This is a genomic window from Gimesia benthica, from assembly GCF_009720525.1.
In the GTDB taxonomy this organism is placed as follows: Bacteria; Planctomycetota; Planctomycetia; order Planctomycetales; family Planctomycetaceae; genus Gimesia; species Gimesia benthica.
Window position 1 is genome coordinate 2,139,613 of the sequence record NZ_CP043930.1, and the last position, 20,363, is coordinate 2,159,975.

Sequence of the window (20,363 nt, forward strand, 5' to 3'; positions counted from 1 at the left end):
CGATACAACTTAAACAGAATTTTGCGTTCTCGATCACTTACTTATACCCATCTATTGATTTGCTATGATCTATCAGCTGCCTTATATCCTGTCCCTTGCTCTCAGCTTCACCACCGGCACAGAAACCCTGCTGGACGACTTCAACTATACAACGTCCTCCGCGGCCCGACAGGCGTGGACCGAACTTAAGGGAACGCTCCCCCTGGCGATGCAGAAATCAGGCAGCCAGAATGTCCTGCTCCTCTCGGCCCCCTTTCAATCCAACCGCGACATTCCCCGGGCCGGGATCGACAAACAACTCAACCAGAGCCTGACCGCCCCCGGTCTGTTTACCATTGACGTCAAACCGGCTTCGCCCGACAGCAACCACCAGGTCAGCATTTATTTCAAAAGTGGCCCCGGCTGGTATTCGACCTCTGCCCGTATCAAGGGGGCTGACTGGCAGACACTCCGTTTCCCAAAAGGTGATTTTCGCGGCGAAGACAATCCGCGAGGCTGGGACAAAATCGAAACCGTCCGACTGGTCGTCTGGCGGGAATCCGACAGTGAACCCGACACGCACTTTCAATTCCGTAACCTGAAAGCCATCACCGGCGATGTGACGATTGTCGTCCCCGACCTCAGCCAGAAACAGAAAGAAAAGGATACCTTCGCTGCCGCCGACCGCATCGAAACTTTTCTCGAGACTTCTGGAATCGGATGTAATCGTATCAGTGAAAGCGAACTCTCGCTGAACACGCTCGGCTCACGTTCCATCGCAATTCTGCCGTTTAATCCCCGTATTTCTTCCCAGGCCTGTGGAGTACTGAATCAGTTCATGGAACGGGGCGGTAAGGTCTATCTGAACTTCAACATTCCGACCGCCCTGGAAAAGAATCTGGGCATCAAAAAAGGCAGCTATTTCAAACCGGCCAGTCCGGGTGGACTGGCCTCGATCCATCTGCAGGACGCCGGTATCCTGGGTCTCCCTGCGGAGGTCAAACAGGCTTCCTGGAACCTGGTCACTGCCACCCCAACCGGACACAACGCCCGGATCGTGGGCGAGTGGTACGATGACACAGGTAAACCAACGGGCAAGCCGGCCCTGATCGTCAGCGACCGGGGGGCCTATTTCAGCCACCTGATCCTGGGAGATGATCCGGTCCAGAAACAGGCCCTGCTGACCGCCCTCATGGCTCATTTCCAACCCCGGCTCTGGGATGCGATCGCTGCCGGCACGATTCAGCAAGCAGAACAGGTGGGGCCCTTTCACTCCTTCGATGAACTCCGCCGCAGCATTGTATCCACCGTCACACCGCAGCAGAGTAAAGTACTCGCAGCCCGCGATCTGGATCGCACAACCGCGTTACTCGTGCGCGCGAAACAGCTCCTGCAGAAAAAAGAGGCGTTCCAGGCCATCGCCTTTGCCCGGCGCTGTCGTGAAGAGCGGGTCAAAATCTATCTGTTGACCCGCGCCAGTCCGCCTCGCGAAGCCCGTGCCTTCTGGGACCACAGTCCAACCGGCCCCTACCCGGGCGACTGGGACCGCACTTGTAAAGAACTTGCAGATGCTGGCTTTAACATGCTCATCGTCAACATGCTCTGGGGCGGTCTGGCCCATTACCCCAGCGATGTTCTTCCCCGCAGCGAAACGTTTAAAACTCAAGGCGACCAGATTGAACAGTGTCTCCAGGCCGCCCGGAAACATGGTCTCGAACTTCATATCTGGAAAGTGAATCACAATCTCTCGACCGCACCGCCGTCGTTCGTCAGACAGTTACGTGACGCGGGTCGGACCCAGGTCAGTGTGACCGGCGAACCGAGCGACTGGCTCAATCCGGCTCATCCCGAAAACTTTCAGCTCGAAGTCGACAGCATGCTCGAAGTCGTTAAAAAGTACCCCGTGGATGGCATTCACTTCGATTACATCCGCTATCCCAATGATCGCCACGATTACAGTGACTATAGCCGTCAGAAATTCGAGGCCGACACCGGCATCAAAGTCAACAACTGGCCCGCCGACTGTTACAAGGGACAACTCAAAAGCCAGTACCGCGACTGGCGTGCTGACCAGATCACCCGGCTCGTCGAAACCGTATCACGCGAAGCACGTAAGATCCGCCCCGGCGTCAAACTCTCTGCCGCCGTCTTCCGCGAATATCCGGACTGCCGGGAATGGGTGGCGCAGGACTGGCCCCTCTGGGCCAGACGCGGTTATCTCGACTTCATCTGCCCCATGGATTACACCGCCAGTGACGAACAGTTCCGACTCTGGATTGAAGATCAGCAGAAGCACCTGGCTGGCAGCATTCCCATCTACCCGGGCATCGGTGCACTCTCATCAGAGGCAACCCTCAGCAGCGACCGCGTCCTGGGACAGGTTGATGTAACCCGACAGCTCAATACCGGCGGGTTTACCGTCTTCAGCCTCAATCCGCAGACACTCTCCAGCGTCGTCCCCGATTTCAAACGAAGTGCCGGGAAAGTGAAGGCGACTCCCCCGCACCGCGCACAGAAAAAGCGTTAAGCCTGATGAAACAAAAACAGGCAGGTCAGAGAGAAACCCCAACCTGCCTGTGTTCCTGCTTTACAGCGAGTCAATCTTCGGCCCGGCTTCCGTCGCCACACATCTTCACCACTTTTGGGTTGAAGCGTGCTACGATTTCCACCAGATCCTGCTGCTCGGCCATAACCTCATTAATGTTTTTGTAAACACCGGGAACTTCGTCAGCCCCCGCTGAGATCACGGTGATGCCTCGCTTCTCCAGATCGTTTTTCACCGCCTTCCAGCGGTACTTATCCTTCGCTTTGTTACGAGACATGCAGCGTCCTGCACCATGCGATGCCGAGTTCAGGCTCGCTGGATTTCCTTTTCCACGAACCACAAACGCCGGATCGGCCATCGAACCGGGAATCACACCCATCTCGCCTGCCGCCGCTGGAGTTGCCCCCTTACGGTGCACGTAGACCTCCCGGCCGCCGTGCTCTTCCTTCCAGGCGAAGTTGTGGTGGTTCTCCACGCCGGAGATCACTTTGCTTCCCAGCAAAGCCGCCACGTTCTTATGGATCACAGCATGGTTGGCTGCAGCATAGTCGCCCATCAGATTCATCGCTGCCCAGTATTCCTGGCCGGCTTCCGAATCCATGTCCAGCCATGCCAGTCGTCCCAGGTGCTGATGACGCTTTCGCAGTTGCGACTGCGCAATCGCTGAATACGTGCTGCATACCGACGCACCGGTTCCCCGGCTACCACTATGGCTCAACAATGCCACGTATTCACCTGCAGTCAGGCCCAGCTCTGCATCATCTTCCGTAATCGTCAGGACACCGAACTCAACAAAGTGGTTGCCCGAACCCGAAGATCCCAGCTGTTTCCATGCCTTGTCTTTGTTCTGACGTGTCACTTTCGTCACCGTCCAGTCCTGATCCATCACTGCATGATGCTGCTTCTTCTCGTGAGCCGTACCCACGCCGAATACGGTTCCTCGATTCAGCGCATCAATGAACTGATGACGTTTGTCATCCAGTGCATCAACGGCCGTATCCAGAACCGACAGCTTCATTCGGCAGGCGATATCCACACCGACCGCGTAAGGAATCACTGCGTTTTCCAGTGCCAGTACGCCGCCGATAGGCAGACCATAACCGATGTGTGCATCCGGCATCAGCGCAGCGCCGTAAGCCGATGGAACATGGCACGCCAGTTCCATCTGGGAGAACGCACCTTCATCGATGCCCTCCTTACCCCAGATCTGGTAATCGATTGGCTCAACAACTTCTTCCGAGTTATCTTCAACCAGCTCTGCAGCCAGGGCTCCGAATGCCTCATCTTCCAGAAAGTCCTCAGGCGCAGCGATGACCTGCTGCATGCGCGCTTTGACTTCCTTACCGCGAATATTTTCATTCGCGACGGCCTGCTGAATCGCCGTCATGGCCGTCTTCAGACAATACTGTGGAACACCCAGTTTCAGTAACTGTCGAGAGTTCATCTCTCTTCTCCTCATACATAAAAAACATTCAGACCCGATTTCCGCTCGGGTCACATATCATTCTATTCCAATTTGTTCTCACTGGACACCGGAGTAGTAAGAAGGTTCCCGGTTTCCGACTTCGCCTGGGGAAAAACCGAAAAGTTACTCCGCGCATGACGTGCTTCATCATTCTTTCTCTGCATATGCCCAAAAACATCCCATCTCCGCCAACACTCAATCGGGCACACGCGTAGAACTCTCAACAGGTGATCGCACCGGCACGTTGCTACAGACGAAACCCGTAAACGATTCCTGACAGCAAACGAAACACAAAAATCCTGTAAGCTCAGGCAGAAACGCCTGTTAGACTACACCGCACGGAACTGTCGATACTGTAACGAGATACGTCACTTTATCCCGATCCGCGTCTTGCAAAGGCCCGGAACGACGATTAGAATAAATCATTGAACCTGAATTCGGGAACACAAGCATTGCTCCCCCGTTCCCGGAACATCTGCCATCCCGCCTGCTGAACCTTGGGGTTCAGCTACCGCCGTTGCAAACTGATATGGATTGTCGGTCGGACAGGCATCACCAGAGATTCATTGACAAGTTAAGTTTGAAAAGCCCCGTCCCCGGCGGCCGATCATCCACTTGAAAATTACTATCCAGAAGGTGAATGTCATGCTTCTTCTGTGTTCGAGCAAGCGCATCGTCCCTGCACTCGTTCTCACTTTCCTGTGTACTTCACTCACCCGGGTGAGTGCTGAAAAGACAACGAAAGTCTCCCCAGCCAGAATACGTTCCATCCTTTCGGAAAACTGTTTCCAGTGTCACGGACCGGATGCCAAGAAACGCGCTGCCGACCTGCGCTTCGATACCCGTGACGGCGCCTTTGCCGACCTGGGCGGTCACAAAGCCATTGTGCCCGGCAACCTGAAGGAAAGCGAACTCATCACCCGCATTACAACTGACGACGGCGACATCCTCATGCCGCCGGCTGACAGCGGGAAGAAGCTGAAACCGGAAGAAATTAAACAGCTCAAACTCTGGATCGAACAGGGTGCTCCCTGGCAGGATCACTGGGCCTTCGTAAAACCTCAGAAAGCACCACTGCCTTCCGTCTCACAACCGGGCTGGGTGAAGAGTCCCGTCGATCAGTTCATCCTGGCACGGCTCGATGAAGAAGGACTCAAACCCGCTGCCGAGGCTGATCGTCGTACTCTCATTCGACGAGTCACCCTGGACCTCACCGGGTTGCCTCCCACGCCGCAGGAAGTGGAATCGTTTGTAAATGACAAAAGTCCCAATGCCTATGAGAAGGTTGTGGATCGATTGCTGCAGTCTCCCCGGTACGGCGAACACATGGCCCGCTACTGGCTGGACATCGCCCGTTACGGCGACACTCACGGACTGCACCTCGATAACTACCGCGAGATGTGGCCTTACCGTGACTGGGTCATTAATGCCTTCAATACCAACAAACACTACGATCAGTTTGTGATCGAACAGCTGGCCGGTGACCTGCTCCCGAATGCAACACTCGATCAGCAGATCGCCACTGGCTTCAACCGCTGTCACGTGACCACCAACGAAGGGGGTTCGATCGCCGAAGAAGTCTATGTGCGCAACGTCATCGACCGGGTGGAAACGACAGGCCAGGCCTTTATGGGGCTCACCCTCGGCTGTGCCGTCTGTCACGACCACAAGTTCGATCCCTTTACGAAAACCGAATTCTATCAGCTGTTTGCATTCTTCAATAACCTCGACGGCCCCGCGATGGACGGGAACATCAAAGACTCCCCCCCTTCCGTCCGTGTCCCCGATGATGCCCAGTCCAAGCAACTCCAGGCTTATAAAGATCAGATTGCAGCCATTGAAAAACGGGGAGCCGACCGTACCAAGGTGAACGAACCCGCGTTTCAGTCCTGGCTCCAGTGGAAGCAGCAGATTCAGAAGACGGGCAGCAATCCCGATCTCTCTATTCCGCAACCTGGCGGTCTGCTGGCTGCTTACTCGCTCGACGAGAAAGAAGGCGACGCCGCTGCTGACAAAACGAACGCCAAAAACAAAGCGTCTGTCAAAGGGGCTCCGAAATGGGTCGCCGGTAAATTCAATAACGGATTCCAGTTCGCCCCCGGCAGCTATCTCGACCTGGGAAAAACCGGACAGTTTGCGAAAGCGACCCCTTTCAGTTATGCCATCTGGGTCAAAACCAACGGCAAAACTTCGGGACCGATCGTTTCCAGCATCAATCCCAATTCGCGTGAACGGGGTTACGACCTGCAGATCACTAACCAGACCCTCAGTGTGCGTCTGATTGACCGCTGGCCCGGCTATGCCGTCCAGGTGCAGACCAAGAATAATGAAATCACACCTAACCAGTGGCACCATGTCTGCGTGACCTACGATGGTTCCGCGAAAGCCCATGGTGTGACCATCTATGTCGATGGTAAAGAATCCGAACTGACCATCTCTTCCGACTCCTTCAAAAATACAACACCTCTGAACTCGGCCACGATCCTGCTGGGTCATTCACCAACCAAGCAGCACCTGACGAACGGCTTCGTTGACGAATTTCGTATCTACGATCACGAACTCTCAGAAACCGAAGTTAATCAAGTCTACTTCGATCATCAGATTGAACCGGTCCTGAAACTGGCTGCTGACAAACGTACTCCCCAGCAGACTGAATTGCTGAGACAGTATTATCTGAATCAGTTCGATTCCGAATATCGCAAACTGCTGGCCGAGAAGGTCAAAGTCAAAGCACAGGAAGAAAAACTGATAGCGTCGCTCCCCACGACGCTGATCTTCCGCGAACGCAAGACCATCAAAGAGGCCTTCGATCTCAAGCGAGGACAATACGACCAGAAGGGGGATAAAGTCGATCGGAAAACTCCGTCGCAGTTCCCTGCCATGGCAGCCGAATGGCCCGTCAACCGGTTGGGTCTGGCGAAATGGCTCGTCGATCCCAGTCATCCGCTGACATCCCGCGTTGCCGTCAACCGGTTCTGGCAGCAGTTGTTCGGCACCGGTATCGTCGAAACCAGCGAAGACTTCGGCAACCAGGGAGCAGTCCCCAGTCATCCCGAACTGCTGGACTGGCTCTCTGTCGATTTCCAGGAACACCAGTGGGACGTCAAACGGCTGATGAAACAGCTCGTAATGTCCGCCACTTATCGTCAGAACTCCAGCGTCACTCCAGAATTGTATCAGCAGGATCCCGAGAACCGTCTGCTGGCTCGCGGCCCCCGCTTCCGTCTCGATGCGGAAATGCTGCGTGACCAGGCACTCGCCGTCAGTGGACTGCTCGTCCCCAAAGTAGGTGGCCCCAGTGTCAAACCGCCTCAACCTGATGGGCTCTGGTACGCCGTCGGTTATTCCGGCTCGAATACCGTGCGATTCAAACAGGATACGGGCCCTGAGAAAGTCTTCCGCCGCGGCCTGTATACCTTCTGGAAACGGACCTCACCCCCGCCGGAAATGTCGACCTTCGATGCACCCAGCCGGGAAGCCTGCACCATGCGTCGCGAACGGACCAACACGCCACTGCAGGCCCTGCTGCTGTTGAACGATCCGCAGTACATGGAAGCCGCCCGTGCGTTCGGCGAACGGATGATGAAAGAAGGCGGTCCCTCTCCCGAAGAGCGGATCAAGTTTGCTTACACAATGGCCACCGGTCATCCCATCTCACAAGAAAACCTGACCCTGATTAAACAGACTTTTGAGGACATGCTGGCCGAATACCAGAAAGCTCCTGAAGCTGCCAAAGAACTGATTGCTGTTGGCGAGTCCAAACCTGACGAGAAACTGAATCCGCAGGAACTGGCCGCCTGGACCATGGTGGGTAACCTCATCCTCAACCTGGATGAAGTGCTCAATAAAAATTGACGAAGTTGTTATTCATCATTCCACAGTATCCACGCCGGACAGCAACAGCTGCGGCTTAGAACTCAACAGAAATAAACAGGTATCGTCATGAATCCCATGCAGGAACATCTCTCACAGATCACGCGACGTCATTTTTTCAAAGCGGGTGGCCTCGGACTGGGAACCGCCGCCCTGGCCTCCCTCGAGGCCAATCGACAGCCCTTGCAGGCAGCGAATCCCGAATCACAGACAATCGGCGGACTCCCCGACATTCCCCACTTCGCTCCCAAAGCGAAGCGGGCCATCTATCTGTTCATGGCGGGTTCCCCTTCCCAGATCGACACGCTCGACTACAAACCGGAGCTCGACAAACTTTTCGACAAAGACCTGCCTGAATCCGTCCGACAGGGACAGCGACTGACCACGATGACCTCAGGCCAGTCTCGCTTTCCACTGGCGCCGTCGAAATTCAAATTCACGAAACACGACAACGGTGGTGATGGTGCCTGGGTCAGCGAACTGCTGCCTCACACCGCAGGCATCGTCAAAGATATTTCCATCGTCCGCTCGCTCTGGACGGAAGCCATCAACCACGACCCGGCAATTACCTACATCTGCACCGGCAACCAGTTGCCCGGGCGCGCCAGCCTCGGTTCCTGGCTGAGTTACGGGCTGGGTTCAATGAACGAAAACCTGCCCGCCTTCGTTGTTCTTACTTCCACCTGGTCAGGTCGGCAACAGGCTCAGGCGCTTTACAACCGTCTCTGGGGTAGTGGATTCCTACCGAGTAAATACTCGGGTGTCTCACTGCGTTCGCAGGGCGATCCGGTGCTGTTCCTCTCTAACCCGCCTGGTGTCTCCGCCAAATTGCGCCGCCGCATGCTGGATACCCTCTCGCAGGTGAACCAGAACGAATACGAAAGTATCGGCGATCCGGAAATCCAGACCCGTATCTCACAATATGAGATGGCATTCCGCATGCAGACTTCGGTTCCCGAGCTGACCGATATCACCAAGGAAACCAAGGCCACACTCGACATGTATGGCCCCGAAGTACATAAACCGGGCACATTCGCCTATCACTGCCTGCTCGCCCGTCGCATGGCCGAACGGGGGGTCCGCTTCTCGCAGATCTTCCACCGTGGTTGGGACCAGCACGCGAATATTGCAGGCGACCTGCCCAAACAATGTAAGGACATCGACCAGCCGGCAGCCGCCCTGGTCAAAGACCTCAAACAGCGTGGCATGCTTGATGACACCCTCGTCATCTGGGGCGGTGAATTCGGCCGTACCGTCTACTGCCAGGGGAAACTCAGCCGTGAAAACTACGGACGTGACCACCATCCCCGCTGCTTCTCCGTCTGGATGGCCGGAGGTGGGATTAAAAAAGGACAGGTTTACGGATCGACCGACGATTTCAGCTACAACATCGTCGACAAGCCGGTCCACATCCATGATTTCAACGCAACGATCCTGCAGTGCCTGGGCATCGATCATCGCAAACTGACCTATAAATTCCAGGGTCTCGATCAGCGTCTCACCGGTGTCGAAGAACATCACCCGGTCAAAGACATCCTCGCCTGATCTCCAGTGCTACATAATAAAAGAGGCAGTCAACAAAGACTGCCTCTTTTCGTATTCACAGCTTTTCGAAATCGCTTACTTCTCAGCAGCCTGCTTCTGCAGTTTCAGCATCTGTGCCGCATAACGCTTGCCAAACTCGCGCTCTGCTTCCGCATTGAAGTGCACCTGATCGCTTTTCGCAGGCAGACCTTTTGAAGAGGCCACCGCGGTGGCAGGCACCGTCTCTGCAATTCCGTGCAGTGACTTGTTGACGGTCTCAGCACCAGGGCGTGTGAAAAACTCACCCAGTTCTCCCATGACGAAAGGCATGTCAGGTTCGTTCAGATCTTTGCGCAAATCCGCGATCATGCCCGAGAGTCGCTTCTGGTATGAGTTATACAGCTTCGGATTGGAAGAATCCCCTTCCCCCTGGTGCCAGATTGCACCTTTGATCTCGCCATACTTCTGATTCTCTTTCGCCAGCTTGACGGCACGTTCATACAGATCGCCCCCTTTGACCCAGCGACTGAGGGGCGTTCCGCCAACGGCTGCGGGAATCAGCCCAATCGTCATGCCCGGCTTTGCCTCAGCAATCACGGGCCCAAATCCGGATCCGGGCCCCACGCCGGCAATCTTGGGTTTATCGAAGTGCAAAGGATCGGTGGCCGGCACCCATTTTCCCTGCTTATCGAGTTTCAACACCCGGGGATGCGACTTGTTAGTCGCGGGATCGACTTTCCCCCGACCAGCCATATTTGACTGTCCGATCAGCAGATAGATTTCAAATTTTTCTTTGGGAGGTAACTGAGACGCTTTCTCTTCCGCCCGGGTTGTACTCAGAACCGTAAACAGCCCCATGAACAGGGCCACACTCAACAGCAGTTTAATTTTCATTTTTTGGGATTCCAGCCTGAAAAGAAAAGACAATTCGATCATACTTTCATTTACTATAGAAGGTCATCCAATCTGATATCAAGCAACCGGTTTCAAGTTTTACAGAAGGAATCTCTGCAGCATGAATTTCCGTTTCACAATCGCGCTCATCGCTTGTACCCTCGCAGCCGCAACGCAATTCGCGGGCTTCGAGTCTTCTTCTCCCCTCCGGGCAGCAGAACAGAAACAGAAACAGAAAGCCAACTCCCCCAAGACCGGTTGGAAACCGCTCAAGGATGCGGAATTCAAAGTCTATAAAAAAACCGACCAGGGCGATCTGCATCTGAATATTTTTAAACCCGATGACTGGAAACCCAGCGACTCCCGACCTGCGGTTGTCTTCTTCTTTGGAGGGGGCTGGCGGAGTGGAAATCCCAGTCAGTTTGAACCTCATTGTCGTTACCTCGCCTCGCGTGGCATGGTCGCCTGCGCTGCCGAATACCGCATCAAATCCAAGCACGACACTACCCCCTTCGAATGCGTCGCGGATGGTAAATCAGCCGTCCGCTGGATTCGCGAACACGCTGCAGAACTGGGAATTGATCCCAATCGCATCGTTGCCGGAGGCGGTTCGGCCGGTGGACACGTCGCCGCCTGCACGGGTACGGTAACTGGTTTCGATGAACCGAATGAAAATAAAAAGATCTCTTCCGTCCCCAATGCGATGGCTCTGTTCAACCCGGTCGTTGACACCACCGAAACCGGTTGGAAAGGGGGACCGAAGCAGCTCGGCGAACGTTGTAAGGAAATCTCTCCCATCCATTTCGTGCGGAAGGGGACCCCACCTACGATTATTTTCCACGGCACCGGCGACACAACAGTACTTTTCGAAAACGTCGAACGCTTTACTGATCAGATGAAGCAGAAAGGTAACCGCTGTGAGCTCATCGCTTACCCGGATCAACCGCACGGTTTCTTCAACCTGAGTCGTAACAAAAAGAACTACGAAGACACCATCGTAAAACTGGACGCGTTTCTGACCTCGCTGGGCTACCTGCCCCCTCAGAAATAAGACCGCTGACGACATCCTGAAACATCCTCCCTTAATCCCAACCAGGATCTGACGACATGACCGGTCTTTCCCCAGCCCGACTGTTGGCTTCCGCTCTTTTGTTCTCCGCTGTCTGCAGCCTCTCCTCCCTGGCAGCAGCGGAGATCAAACCGCCTCGCTCACTCGATCCGCGGATCAAGATCGAACTTTTCGCTGCCGAACCGGACATCGTCACTGTCACCGGCCTCACCGTTGACCAGCGGGGACGCGTATTTGTCGTCGAAAGTCACACTCACTTTCGCCCCGAGAATTACGAGGGTCCCAAAACGGACCGGATTCGATTACTGGAGGACACCACAGGTGACGGTCGTGCCGACCGGATTCAGACGTTCTACGAAGGCTCGACCGAAACCATGAATGTCGCCGCTCATCCGGATGGCTGGATCTACGTTGCCACTCGTAGCTCCATTTTCCGACTGCGAGACAAAGACGACGACGGGAAAGCGGACCTCCGCCAGAATCTTGTTCAACTGGAAACCACCGCCACCTATCCGCACAACGGCTTCTCAGGCTTTGCATTCGACTTCTTTAACAACATCTATTTCGGCATGGGAGAAAACGAAGGAGCCGACGCTGAACTCGTGGGCGACTTCGGCAATATTTATTTCACTCTCGGCCAGAATTACGGAGACGATGCAACACTCGTCGGCAAAGGCAGCATCCGCATTCCCGCTCTGCGCGGAGAAGGAGGCATCTTCCGCTGTCGCACTGATGGCAGTCGCCTCGAACGTATCGCTACCGGCTTCTGGAATCCCTTCCATCTCTGCTTCGATGTCTACGGCCGCATGTTTGTTGGCGATAACGATCCCGGTAATCGTCCCCCCTGTCGCCTGCTGACCATCGTTCAGGGGGGTGACTACGGCTACCGGCGTCGCACACTCGAACCTTTTATCGCCGTCAACGCCGAAACCCCCGGCACCCTGCCCATGACCTCTTCTACCGGTGAGTCCCCTACAGGTGTCATCTCCTACGAATCCGACCAGCTCCCCGCCGACTATCGCGGCGACCTGCTCGTGGCCAGCTGGGGCGAACACCGTATTGACCGCTACCACCTCACCCCCGATGGTGCCTCTTTCAAAACCACCACGCAGCCAGTTATCGCTGGTGAAGAACACTTCCGTCCCGCGGGCATCGCCGTTGGTCCCGACGGCTGTCTGTATGTCGGCGACTGGGCCGATCGCTCTTACCCCCTGCATGGCAAAGGCCGCGTCTGGAAGATCAGCGCCGTAAAACCGGAACTGTCTCCCCGCGAAAATCAACTGACTTCCCCCGACTGGCAGCAACGTCAGAACACGGCGCGCAACTTACTCGCGCAGAAGAAGCCTGGTATCGAGAAACTCCAGGTTTCCCTCAGCAATACCGATCCTCGCGTCCGGGCCGTCGCCTTGAATGCCCTGGCCAGCGTTAACAAACTGACGCCCGCACTCATCGCCGGCCTGCTCAAAGACAGAGAACCCGACATCCGCGAACAGGCGGTCACGATTCTTCCCGCCAACCAGGTCGACTTCGCACAGGTTGCCCGGGCAGATCAGTCCCCCGCCGTCCAGGCTGCAGCCCTCAGACGCATCTCAAACAAACAGAGCCTGCCCCTGCTCTTCGAGCGTCTGCACAGCAGCGACCCGTTCATGCAGCAGGCCGCCCGTGAAGGGCTCCGACAGACACTGACCAACGCAGAGCTCGCTGAGTTGTTCTCCCAGAACGACGATCCCGCCGTCCGGCTGGCAGCGATCTTCCTGCTCAAAGAGAGCAATACATCAGCCGATGTAAGCCTGTTGAAACAGGCCCTCAAAGATCACAGTCCCGATGTGCGTTTCTTCGCCGTCGAATGGATCGGCCGTGATCAGCTCAAACCATTCCGCGAAACACTGGTCGCCGACCTCGCCAGTCAGGCTACGACCCCCGATTTACTCAAAGCCTACCTGGCTTCCATCGCGCAACTTGATGGCGTGATGAAAGACTGGACGCGGGGCACGACAGGCGACTGGTGGGTCACCAAATCTCAGGCACAGCAACTGGCCGCCCGCCTGCTGGATCTTCCCGAAACGTCTCCCGAAGTGTTAAAACAGATCCTGCTCTTCCTGCCCGCGAAACATCCTGCGTTGAGTGAAGCCAAACTGACCTCGCTGACACAATCCATTGACGCGGGAGTCCGTACCGAAGCGATCCGCAGTCTCCGTGATCTCAAAACGAAAACCGCCCGTCAGCTGCTGCTGCAGCTCGCTAATAATTCAAAAGCCGACGCCAACCTCCGCGCGGAAGCCATCATCGGACTCTCTGCCACTCAACCTGAAAATGTCAAACCTCTGCTCAAGCTCGCTGCCGACACGAATCCGATCGTCGCCAACGAAGCCCTGCGAACCCTGAGAGGTGCTTCACTCACCCCAGCACAGCAGGCGACCCTGAAACAGCTGGCTGCAGAGAACTACGCGACCAACGCTCTCGTTCAGCGGGTTCTGAATCAGAATCCTACAGAAACCAAACCGAACCGGGACGAACTCTCCGAGTGGATGCAGACCCTCGCCGGTCCCGCAGACCCCCGCGCCGGTCAGCGTCTCTTCTTTCATCCCCAGGGCCCCGGCTGCTTCCGCTGTCATCAGATCGACGGTCGCGGACAACAGGTGGGTCCCGGCCTGATTCGCACCAACGGTCGCATCGCTTTGAACCGGGAACGTCTGGTCGAAGCGATCATCAATCCCAGTAAAGATATTGACCCGGGCTTTCTCCCACTGACGATCGTCACCATCGATGGTCAGACCGCCTCGGGTATTTATCACAAGCACAATAATAAGGAACGTTCGATTTACGACTCCAACGGAAAAATCCGTTCGTTCAAAATCGACGAGATCGAAGAAATGGTCCCTTCCAAAACCTCGATCATGCCTAACGGCCTGGTGGACCAGATGACCCTCCAGGAATTTCGTGACCTGCTTGCCTACCTGCTGCCGGAATCGAATTCGAAGTCGAAACCCGGTTCCGAGTAATCGAAGCTCAGCGAACGGCGCCCCCATTCACATTGATGACCTGTCCGGTAATGTAAGCCGCTTCCCGACTGCAAAGAAACCGCGCCATGTTGGCGATGTCCTGGGGAGTTCCCCAGCAGTCCATCGGGGTTTCCTGTTTGACTCGCTCCTGCCAGACTTCACTCGCCGATTCACCCCAGGCCGTCAGAATCCAGCCGGGTGCGATGCAGTTCACGCGAACCTTCGGTGCCAGCGAGACCGCCAGCGAACGACTGAAACCCATGATGGCATTCTTGCTGGTCGCAAACAGCTCACCACTGGCGCCTTCCATTCCCCGATCCGACTGGTCCCAGCCGATATTGAGTATACAGCCATGACCTTGTTCGCTCATGCGACGTCCCACTTCACGCGACAGCAGAACGGTTCCCCGCACATCAATATTGAACAGTTTTTCGAGCTTCTCGCCATACTCCAGTTTGGCCTGATCTCCCGTCAGCAGATCGACGCCCGCGTTATTCACCCAAATGTCCAATGCTCCCCATTTCTGAAAAGCTCGATTTATAAAATCGTCATACTTTTCCTGGTGAGCCAGGTCGAGGGAGAGCAGATCTGATTCCCGTCCGCGACTCCGGATCTCTTCCACCACAGCTTCTGCGGCCTGGGACGAATCCCGATAATGGATCAGCACGTCCGCCCCCGCCTCAGCCAGCTCCAGTGCAATAGCTTTTCCGATGCCCGAAGAGGACCCGGTCACCATTGCTTTCTTACCGGTCAAATCGCAGAACGCAGAGTCAGACACCACATAACCCCTTACTAAAAAGAGACTTAATCACATAAAACAAGTCTTATTTCGCGAATAATTAGATAAACTGGATAAATACTAGTTGACGATTGGGCAGAGCACTACCATAATTGCCAACGAAATAAGGGAGCGGTCTTCAATTTCTGAACTGAAGCGACTCTCCTACGTCACATCTTTCGCCTGTCTGGCAACATTACAAGTAGTAGTTGAATATTTCAGCTGAGATCTGCGCGCCATGTAGTACAGGCGATTTAGGGCCACAATGTTTTGAACAATTGGTATGGCCAGCGGTTGGCTGCTTGTTTTTCATGATTTAACTTCCCCACGCTGACGTGAGTGGAACGAACAAATTTGCCCCACAGGCTGGTCACGTATATAAAGTGACCGGTTTTAAACGAGCTCTATTGCATGAATTTAAAAAAGGAAACTAGTGATATGGCCACAAATCTTGTGGATCCGCCCCAGGAAGGAACGACCCAGCGTTTTCCGACGCTGCCAGATCATCTGGAGAAAAACCTCGTTAAAGTCTTCAAACTGCTGTCCGACGAAACGCGACTGCGGATTATGCTTTATCTGGCCCAGGAAGAAGAATTATTCGTAACTGCCTTGTGTGAAAGGCTGAATCAGAGCCAGCCGGCTGTGAGCCACCATCTCGCACTCCTTCGCGACGCAGGCTTAATTGAAGCACGCCGCGACGGCAAACACAACTTCTATTCGATCTGCCGGACCCATTTTCACGCGATCATGGCTGAACTGTTCAACAGTTTTAATGATCCGAATGAGAACATTATCCGCATCGATAATTTCGTCCTCACCCAGGACCTGAGCTGATTCCCTTTCGAATCAATTCAAATTTGAAAAAAACGACCGAAGAGGCCGGCCATCAGCGCCGGTCTCTTTTTATTTGCGCCAATCTTTGATAGAACATATCAGATTTGACCCGAATTTCTTCAATCCCTTAAGATCAGTGTAGACAATGCAGAAAACAGCGAAGTTAGCCCTTGCCGATGGCAGTGTATTCACAGGGACGGCTTTTGGTGCGGACGGAGAAGTCCACGGTGAAGTTGTGTTCAACACGAGCATGACCGGGTACCAGGAAATCCTGACCGACCCTTCTTACTGCGGACAGATCGTCACCATGACCTATCCGCAGATCGGGAACTACGGCATCGCCCCCGAAGATATTGAGTCCGGCGGAATCGCTCTGCAGGGCTTCATCGTTCGTGAGCTCTGCGAAATTCCCAGCAACTATCGCTCGACACAGACTCTTGATGAATACCTCAAAGCCGCAGGCGTCATCGGACTGCAGGGAATCGACACCCGCGCCCTGGTGCGGAAGATCCGAACCTCCGGCGCCATGACCGGCGTCCTCTCCACGGTCGATCTCGATGATGAATCGCTGGTCAAAAAAGCCCAGAGCAGCCCGCAACTCGTCGGCCAGGACCTGGTCAGCAAAGTTCTGCCCGCGGAAGCCCGCGAATGGGATGAAGGCCTGCATCCGCTGGCCCACAGCAGTTCGACTCACTCCCTCTCCGGAAAAACCGTCACCAACATGGCCGAAGGGGAAGATCAGGCGGAAAGCAATTACCACATCGTTGCCATCGATTACGGCATGAAGTGGAACATCCCCCGTCACCTGAAACAGCTCGGCTGCCGCGTAACGATTCTCCCCGGAAACTGCACCGCGGAAGACGTTCTCGCCCTCAACCCGGACGGCGTCTTCCTCTCCAACGGCCCCGGAGACCCGGAACCGTTGACCTACGCCATTGAGACGATTCGTAACCTGCTGGGCAAAGTCCCCATCTTCGGAATCTGTCTCGGACACCAGTTGCTCGGACTTGCCTGCGGTTGCAAGACCTTCAAGCTCAAGTTCGGACATCGAGGCGCAAATCAACCTGTTCTCAACCATGACACGAAACAGGTGGAAATCACCTCGCAGAACCACGGTTTTGCCATCGATCCTGAAACCATGCCGGACGATGTCGAAGTCACCCACACCAACATGAACGACAACACTGTCGCCGGGCTCCGCCACAAAACCCATGCTGCCTTCAGTGTGCAATACCACCCTGAAGCCTCGGCCGGCCCCCACGACAGTCATTACCTGTTCAAACAGTTTTTTGACAGCATCTGTCAAACACGGGTTTCTTCCTGATCGCCGCATTTTATCCTCTATATCAGGGTTGAAATGAATCGCATTTTTCATTTCAATTCAACCGGCTGGCGTGGAAATTCCGTACCAGCCAGGCATCCCCCGCCAATAAGTTAAGTTTCCCAATACAAAATTCCAGTGAGTACAGCGAGGGAATTCCGATCCCTCCGTTTCATACAGACCATCGACTTGATAGAAAGAACTCCACATGGCTCTCGAACGCACCCTGATCCTGATTAAACCCGATGCGGTTCAGCGCCGGCTCGCCGGCACCATCCTGTCCCGCTTCGAAAACAAAGGCCTCAAAATTGTCGGCCTCAAACTGATGCAGGTCACCAAGGAACTCTCCGCCGAACATTACGCAGAACATGTGGAAAAGCCGTTCTACCCGCTGCTCGAAGAATTCATCACCTCCGGCCCGGTTATCGCCATCGCCGCTGAAGGACCGGAAGCCATTTCCGTCGTCCGCTCCATGATGGGATCCACCAACGGTCGCGAATCCGCTCCAGGCACCATCCGGGGTGACTTCGGCGTCAGCCGCCAGATGAACCTCGTTCACGGCAGCGACGGCCCCGAAGCTGCTGCCCGCGAAATTCCGATCTACTTCAAACCCGAAGAACTGGTCGATTACGAATCCTCACTGAGCGCCTGGGTCTGTGCTGACGACGAAAAATAGTCGTCTGCTGCTCCGTTCAAGTTGATATAACGACAACAGGGCCACCGGTTAAATCCGGCGGCCCTGTTGTTTTTGGCTGTCTGTTAAAGACGATTAAGAGGCTTTCTCAATCGCCCGCTTGACCGCAGCACCCATGTCTGCCGGGCTTTCCGCCACAACGACACCGGCTGCTTCCAGAGCGGCAATCTTCTCATCCGCTGTTCCGCTACCGCCGCTGATAATCGCACCAGCGTGCCCCATCCGTTTTCCGGGAGGCGCTGTTTTACCGGCGATGAAACCGGCAACCGGCTTGGTCACATGCTCTTTGATGTATTCCGCTGCTTCGATTTCAGCGGTTCCCCCGATCTCACCGATCAGCATGATCGACTCGGTCGCAGGATCGTTCTGGAACATCTCCAAAAGATCGATGAAGGTCGTCCCGATAATCGGGTCACCACCAATACCAATCGCCGTGCTCTGCCCCAGACCAATGTTCCCCAGCTGCCAGGCCGCTTCGTAAGTCAGCGTACCACTCTTGCTGATCAGGCCAACGGAACCGGGCGTATGAATGTAACCGGGCATAATGCCGATCTTCGCGATCCCGGGAGTAATCACACCCGGGCAGTTGGGACCAATCAGACGGCTCGGCTTGTCTTTGAGGTATTCCATCACCCGTACCATATCGGTGACGGGAACACCTTCGGTGATCGCGATGATCAGTTCGATACCCGCATCAGCAGCTTCCATGATCGCTTCGCCACAGAATGGAGGTGGCACGAAGATCAGGCTGGTATTGGCACCGGTCTTCTCGACCGCTTCTTCCACGGTGTTGAATACCGGGAAACCATCAACCTCGGTTCCCCCTTTGCCGGGAGTCACGCCCCCCAGCATCGGTGTGCCATATTCCCGGCACTGCTGGCTGTGAAACAGCCCGGATTTACCGGTGATCCCCTGGCAAATGACGCGTGTCTTTTCAGTAACTAAAATACTCATAATCTGTCACCCTTGCGGGAAATGTGTTTTATTAAAAGATGGCTAAGATCGCTTTTTGCAAAACAACCACGTCACACGAGCGGCGACCTGACAGACAGGTCGCCCGCCTGTACTAAGTACTCAAAGTGGCCACAACCTTCTGAGCGGCGTCGGTCAGGTCGTTTGCGGAAATAATATCCCGACCACTCTCTGCCAGCATCTTCCGGGCGGTATCCACGTTGGTCCCTTCCAGTCGTACCACCAGGGGTACCGTGAAACCAACCTTTTCATAAGCTTCCAGTAACGCGGTCACGATCGTATCACACTTCATGATCCCGCCGAAAATATTCACCAGAACTGCTTTCACATTGTCATCAGCCAGAATGATCCGGAAGGCTTCGGTGACCTGGTCGACGTTCGCTCCGCCGCCCACGTCCAGGAAGTTAGCCGGCTCACCACCATGATGCTTGATCAGGTCCATGGTGCTCATCGCCAGACCAGCCCCGTTCACCAGACAGCCGATGTTGCCGTCCAGCTTGACGTAGCTCAGGCCGGCATCGCCCGCCTGTACTTCCGCCGGATCTTCTTCGGTCAGGTCCCGCAGTTCGTCGAATGACTTGTGACGGAAGAGTGCGTTCTCGTCGAAAGTCACCTTCGCGTCCAGTGCAACCAGTTCACCTTCGCCGGTGATCACCAGCGGGTTGATTTCGGTCATGCTGCAGTCGTTATCAATGAAAAAACGGCTCATCTGGCAGAGGAACTTCTCTGCATGACGAACCGTTTTGCCTTCCATTCCCAGCTTGAATGCCAGCTTGCGGGCCTGGAAACCGAGCAGTCCGGTGTGAATCGAGAACGGCTCGCTCAGGATCTTTTCCGGAGACTCTTCGGCGACGACTTCGATCTCCATACCACCTTCGGTTGAGAGAATCATCACCGGGCCGCCTGCTTCGCGGTCAATCACGCATCCCAGGTAAAGCTCTTTGGCAATGTCCAGCCCCTGCTCGATGAACAGTGTGTTGACCTGCTTGCCTTCTTCCCCGGTCTGCACGGTCACGAGGGTCGATCCCAGCATGCGTTCCGCGTTCTCGCGAACTTCATCTGCAGAACGAGCCAGTACCACACCAGCCTGCTCCGGATGTTCCTTGAAACGACCTTTTCCGCGGCCCCCTGCGTGGATTTGTGACTTCACAACCACCAGCGGACGATCCAGTTTTTCAAATGCGGCCACCGCTTCATCGACGGTCTTCGCTACGATTCCCTCAGGTACGGGAATCCCGACTTCGCGAAACAACTGTTTGGCCTGATATTCGTGAATTTTCATTGATTTTTCAGACTTTCTCCTGAAAACTTGCTACCGGTGAGAAAAAGCGGTGTTCACTCTGTCGAGCCCACAGCTTGAACTCAGGCCATCATAACGGGATCACAGCAGCATATCCAGCAAGCCATCCTCGC

13 protein-coding genes are annotated in these 20,363 nt (G+C 55.1%); 8 read left to right on the plus strand and 5 right to left on the minus strand.

Annotated features, from left to right (window positions below; genetic code table 11):
• Positions 1 to 64 precede the first annotated feature (64 nt).
• Positions 65 to 2,506, plus strand: coding sequence for a glycoside hydrolase family 10 protein (locus F1728_RS08080; RefSeq protein ID WP_155363690.1), 2,442 nt, complete (start codon positions 65 to 67; stop codon positions 2,504 to 2,506).
• A 70-nt stretch (positions 2,507 to 2,576) separates the two neighbouring features.
• Here the strand turns inward: F1728_RS08080 and F1728_RS08085 are convergent, their stop codons facing one another.
• The gene (locus F1728_RS08085; RefSeq protein ID WP_155363691.1) at positions 2,577 to 3,968 is read right to left on the minus strand and encodes an RtcB family protein; all 1,392 of its coding nucleotides are present in this window, start codon (positions 3,966 to 3,968) and stop codon (positions 2,577 to 2,579) included.
• Positions 3,969 to 4,634: 666 nt separating this feature from the next.
• Between F1728_RS08085 and F1728_RS08090 the strand changes: the two genes are divergently transcribed.
• Both F1728_RS08090 and F1728_RS08095 read left to right on the plus strand, forming a co-directional pair.
• On the plus strand, positions 4,635 to 7,844 hold the full coding sequence (locus F1728_RS08090) for a DUF1553 domain-containing protein (RefSeq protein WP_155363692.1): 3,210 nt from the start codon (positions 4,635 to 4,637) through the stop codon (positions 7,842 to 7,844).
• An 87-nt stretch (positions 7,845 to 7,931) separates the two neighbouring features.
• Positions 7,932 to 9,407, plus strand: coding sequence for a DUF1501 domain-containing protein (locus F1728_RS08095; RefSeq protein ID WP_145181362.1), 1,476 nt, complete (start codon positions 7,932 to 7,934; stop codon positions 9,405 to 9,407).
• 75 nt (positions 9,408 to 9,482) lie between these two features.
• Here the strand turns inward: F1728_RS08095 and F1728_RS08100 are convergent, their stop codons facing one another.
• Positions 9,483 to 10,280: a sialate O-acetylesterase gene (locus tag F1728_RS08100; RefSeq protein WP_228030550.1), complete on the minus strand. Its 798-nt coding sequence runs from the start codon at positions 10,278 to 10,280 to the stop codon at positions 9,483 to 9,485.
• A gap of 121 nt (positions 10,281 to 10,401) precedes the next feature.
• On the opposite strand from F1728_RS08100, the gene F1728_RS08105 reads away from it, so the two are divergent.
• Together F1728_RS08105 and F1728_RS08110 are read left to right on the plus strand one after the other, a co-directional pair.
• Complete coding sequence (locus tag F1728_RS08105; protein WP_155363693.1) at positions 10,402 to 11,331, plus strand: alpha/beta hydrolase; 930 nt, start codon at positions 10,402 to 10,404, stop codon at positions 11,329 to 11,331.
• Positions 11,332 to 11,387: 56 nt separating this feature from the next.
• Positions 11,388 to 14,351 carry a PVC-type heme-binding CxxCH protein gene (locus tag F1728_RS08110; RefSeq protein ID WP_155363694.1) on the plus strand — a complete coding sequence of 988 codons (2,964 nt, stop codon included), beginning with the start codon at positions 11,388 to 11,390 and terminating at the stop codon, positions 14,349 to 14,351.
• Positions 14,352 to 14,358: 7 nt separating this feature from the next.
• On the opposite strand, the gene F1728_RS08115 is transcribed toward F1728_RS08110, so the two are convergent.
• A complete protein-coding gene (locus F1728_RS08115) occupies positions 14,359 to 15,129 on the minus strand; it encodes an SDR family NAD(P)-dependent oxidoreductase (RefSeq protein ID WP_228030553.1) in 771 nt (256 codons plus the stop codon).
• A gap of 438 nt (positions 15,130 to 15,567) precedes the next feature.
• Here F1728_RS08115 and F1728_RS08120 point away from each other — a divergent pair, with 438 nt between their 5' ends.
• The 3 genes from F1728_RS08120 to ndk all read left to right on the plus strand — a co-directional run bounded on the left by F1728_RS08120 (position 15,568) and on the right by ndk (position 17,960).
• Complete coding sequence (locus F1728_RS08120) at positions 15,568 to 15,963, plus strand: ArsR/SmtB family transcription factor (RefSeq protein WP_145037667.1); 396 nt, start codon at positions 15,568 to 15,570, stop codon at positions 15,961 to 15,963.
• A 145-nt stretch (positions 15,964 to 16,108) separates the two neighbouring features.
• Complete coding sequence (carA, locus tag F1728_RS08125) at positions 16,109 to 17,287, plus strand: glutamine-hydrolyzing carbamoyl-phosphate synthase small subunit (RefSeq protein WP_155363695.1); 1,179 nt, start codon at positions 16,109 to 16,111, stop codon at positions 17,285 to 17,287.
• A gap of 205 nt (positions 17,288 to 17,492) precedes the next feature.
• The gene (gene ndk / locus F1728_RS08130; RefSeq protein WP_145037663.1) at positions 17,493 to 17,960 is read left to right on the plus strand and encodes a nucleoside-diphosphate kinase; all 468 of its coding nucleotides are present in this window, start codon (positions 17,493 to 17,495) and stop codon (positions 17,958 to 17,960) included.
• 93 nt (positions 17,961 to 18,053) lie between these two features.
• Here the strand turns inward: ndk and sucD are convergent, their stop codons facing one another.
• Both sucD and sucC read right to left on the minus strand, forming a co-directional pair.
• A complete protein-coding gene (gene sucD / locus F1728_RS08135) occupies positions 18,054 to 18,932 on the minus strand; it encodes a succinate--CoA ligase subunit alpha (protein WP_145037661.1) in 879 nt (292 codons plus the stop codon).
• 112 nt (positions 18,933 to 19,044) lie between these two features.
• Positions 19,045 to 20,232: an ADP-forming succinate--CoA ligase subunit beta gene (gene sucC / locus F1728_RS08140; RefSeq protein WP_145181358.1), complete on the minus strand. Its 1,188-nt coding sequence runs from the start codon at positions 20,230 to 20,232 to the stop codon at positions 19,045 to 19,047.
• Between the last annotated feature and the right edge of the window lie 131 nt (positions 20,233 to 20,363).

Excerpts from the sequence above, each read along its gene's own strand:
- F1728_RS08080 (WP_155363690.1), top strand. The coding sequence starts at position 65 with ATGATCTATCAGCTGCCTTATATCCTGTCCCTTGCTCTCAGCTTCACC.
- F1728_RS08085 (WP_155363691.1), bottom strand. The coding sequence starts at position 3,968 with ATGAACTCTCGACAGTTACTGAAACTGGGTGTTCCACAGTATTGTCTG.
- F1728_RS08090 (WP_155363692.1), top strand. The coding sequence starts at position 4,635 with ATGCTTCTTCTGTGTTCGAGCAAGCGCATCGTCCCTGCACTCGTTCTC.
- F1728_RS08095 (WP_145181362.1), top strand. The coding sequence starts at position 7,932 with ATGAATCCCATGCAGGAACATCTCTCACAGATCACGCGACGTCATTTT.
- F1728_RS08100 (WP_228030550.1), bottom strand. The coding sequence starts at position 10,280 with ATGAAAATTAAACTGCTGTTGAGTGTGGCCCTGTTCATGGGGCTGTTT.
- F1728_RS08105 (WP_155363693.1), top strand. The coding sequence starts at position 10,402 with ATGAATTTCCGTTTCACAATCGCGCTCATCGCTTGTACCCTCGCAGCC.
- F1728_RS08110 (WP_155363694.1), top strand. The coding sequence starts at position 11,388 with ATGACCGGTCTTTCCCCAGCCCGACTGTTGGCTTCCGCTCTTTTGTTC.
- F1728_RS08120 (WP_145037667.1), top strand. The coding sequence starts at position 15,568 with ATGGCCACAAATCTTGTGGATCCGCCCCAGGAAGGAACGACCCAGCGT.
- carA (WP_155363695.1), top strand. The coding sequence starts at position 16,109 with ATGCAGAAAACAGCGAAGTTAGCCCTTGCCGATGGCAGTGTATTCACA.
- ndk (WP_145037663.1), top strand. The coding sequence starts at position 17,493 with ATGGCTCTCGAACGCACCCTGATCCTGATTAAACCCGATGCGGTTCAG.
- sucD (WP_145037661.1), bottom strand. The coding sequence starts at position 18,932 with ATGAGTATTTTAGTTACTGAAAAGACACGCGTCATTTGCCAGGGGATC.
- sucC (WP_145181358.1), bottom strand. The coding sequence starts at position 20,232 with ATGAAAATTCACGAATATCAGGCCAAACAGTTGTTTCGCGAAGTCGGG.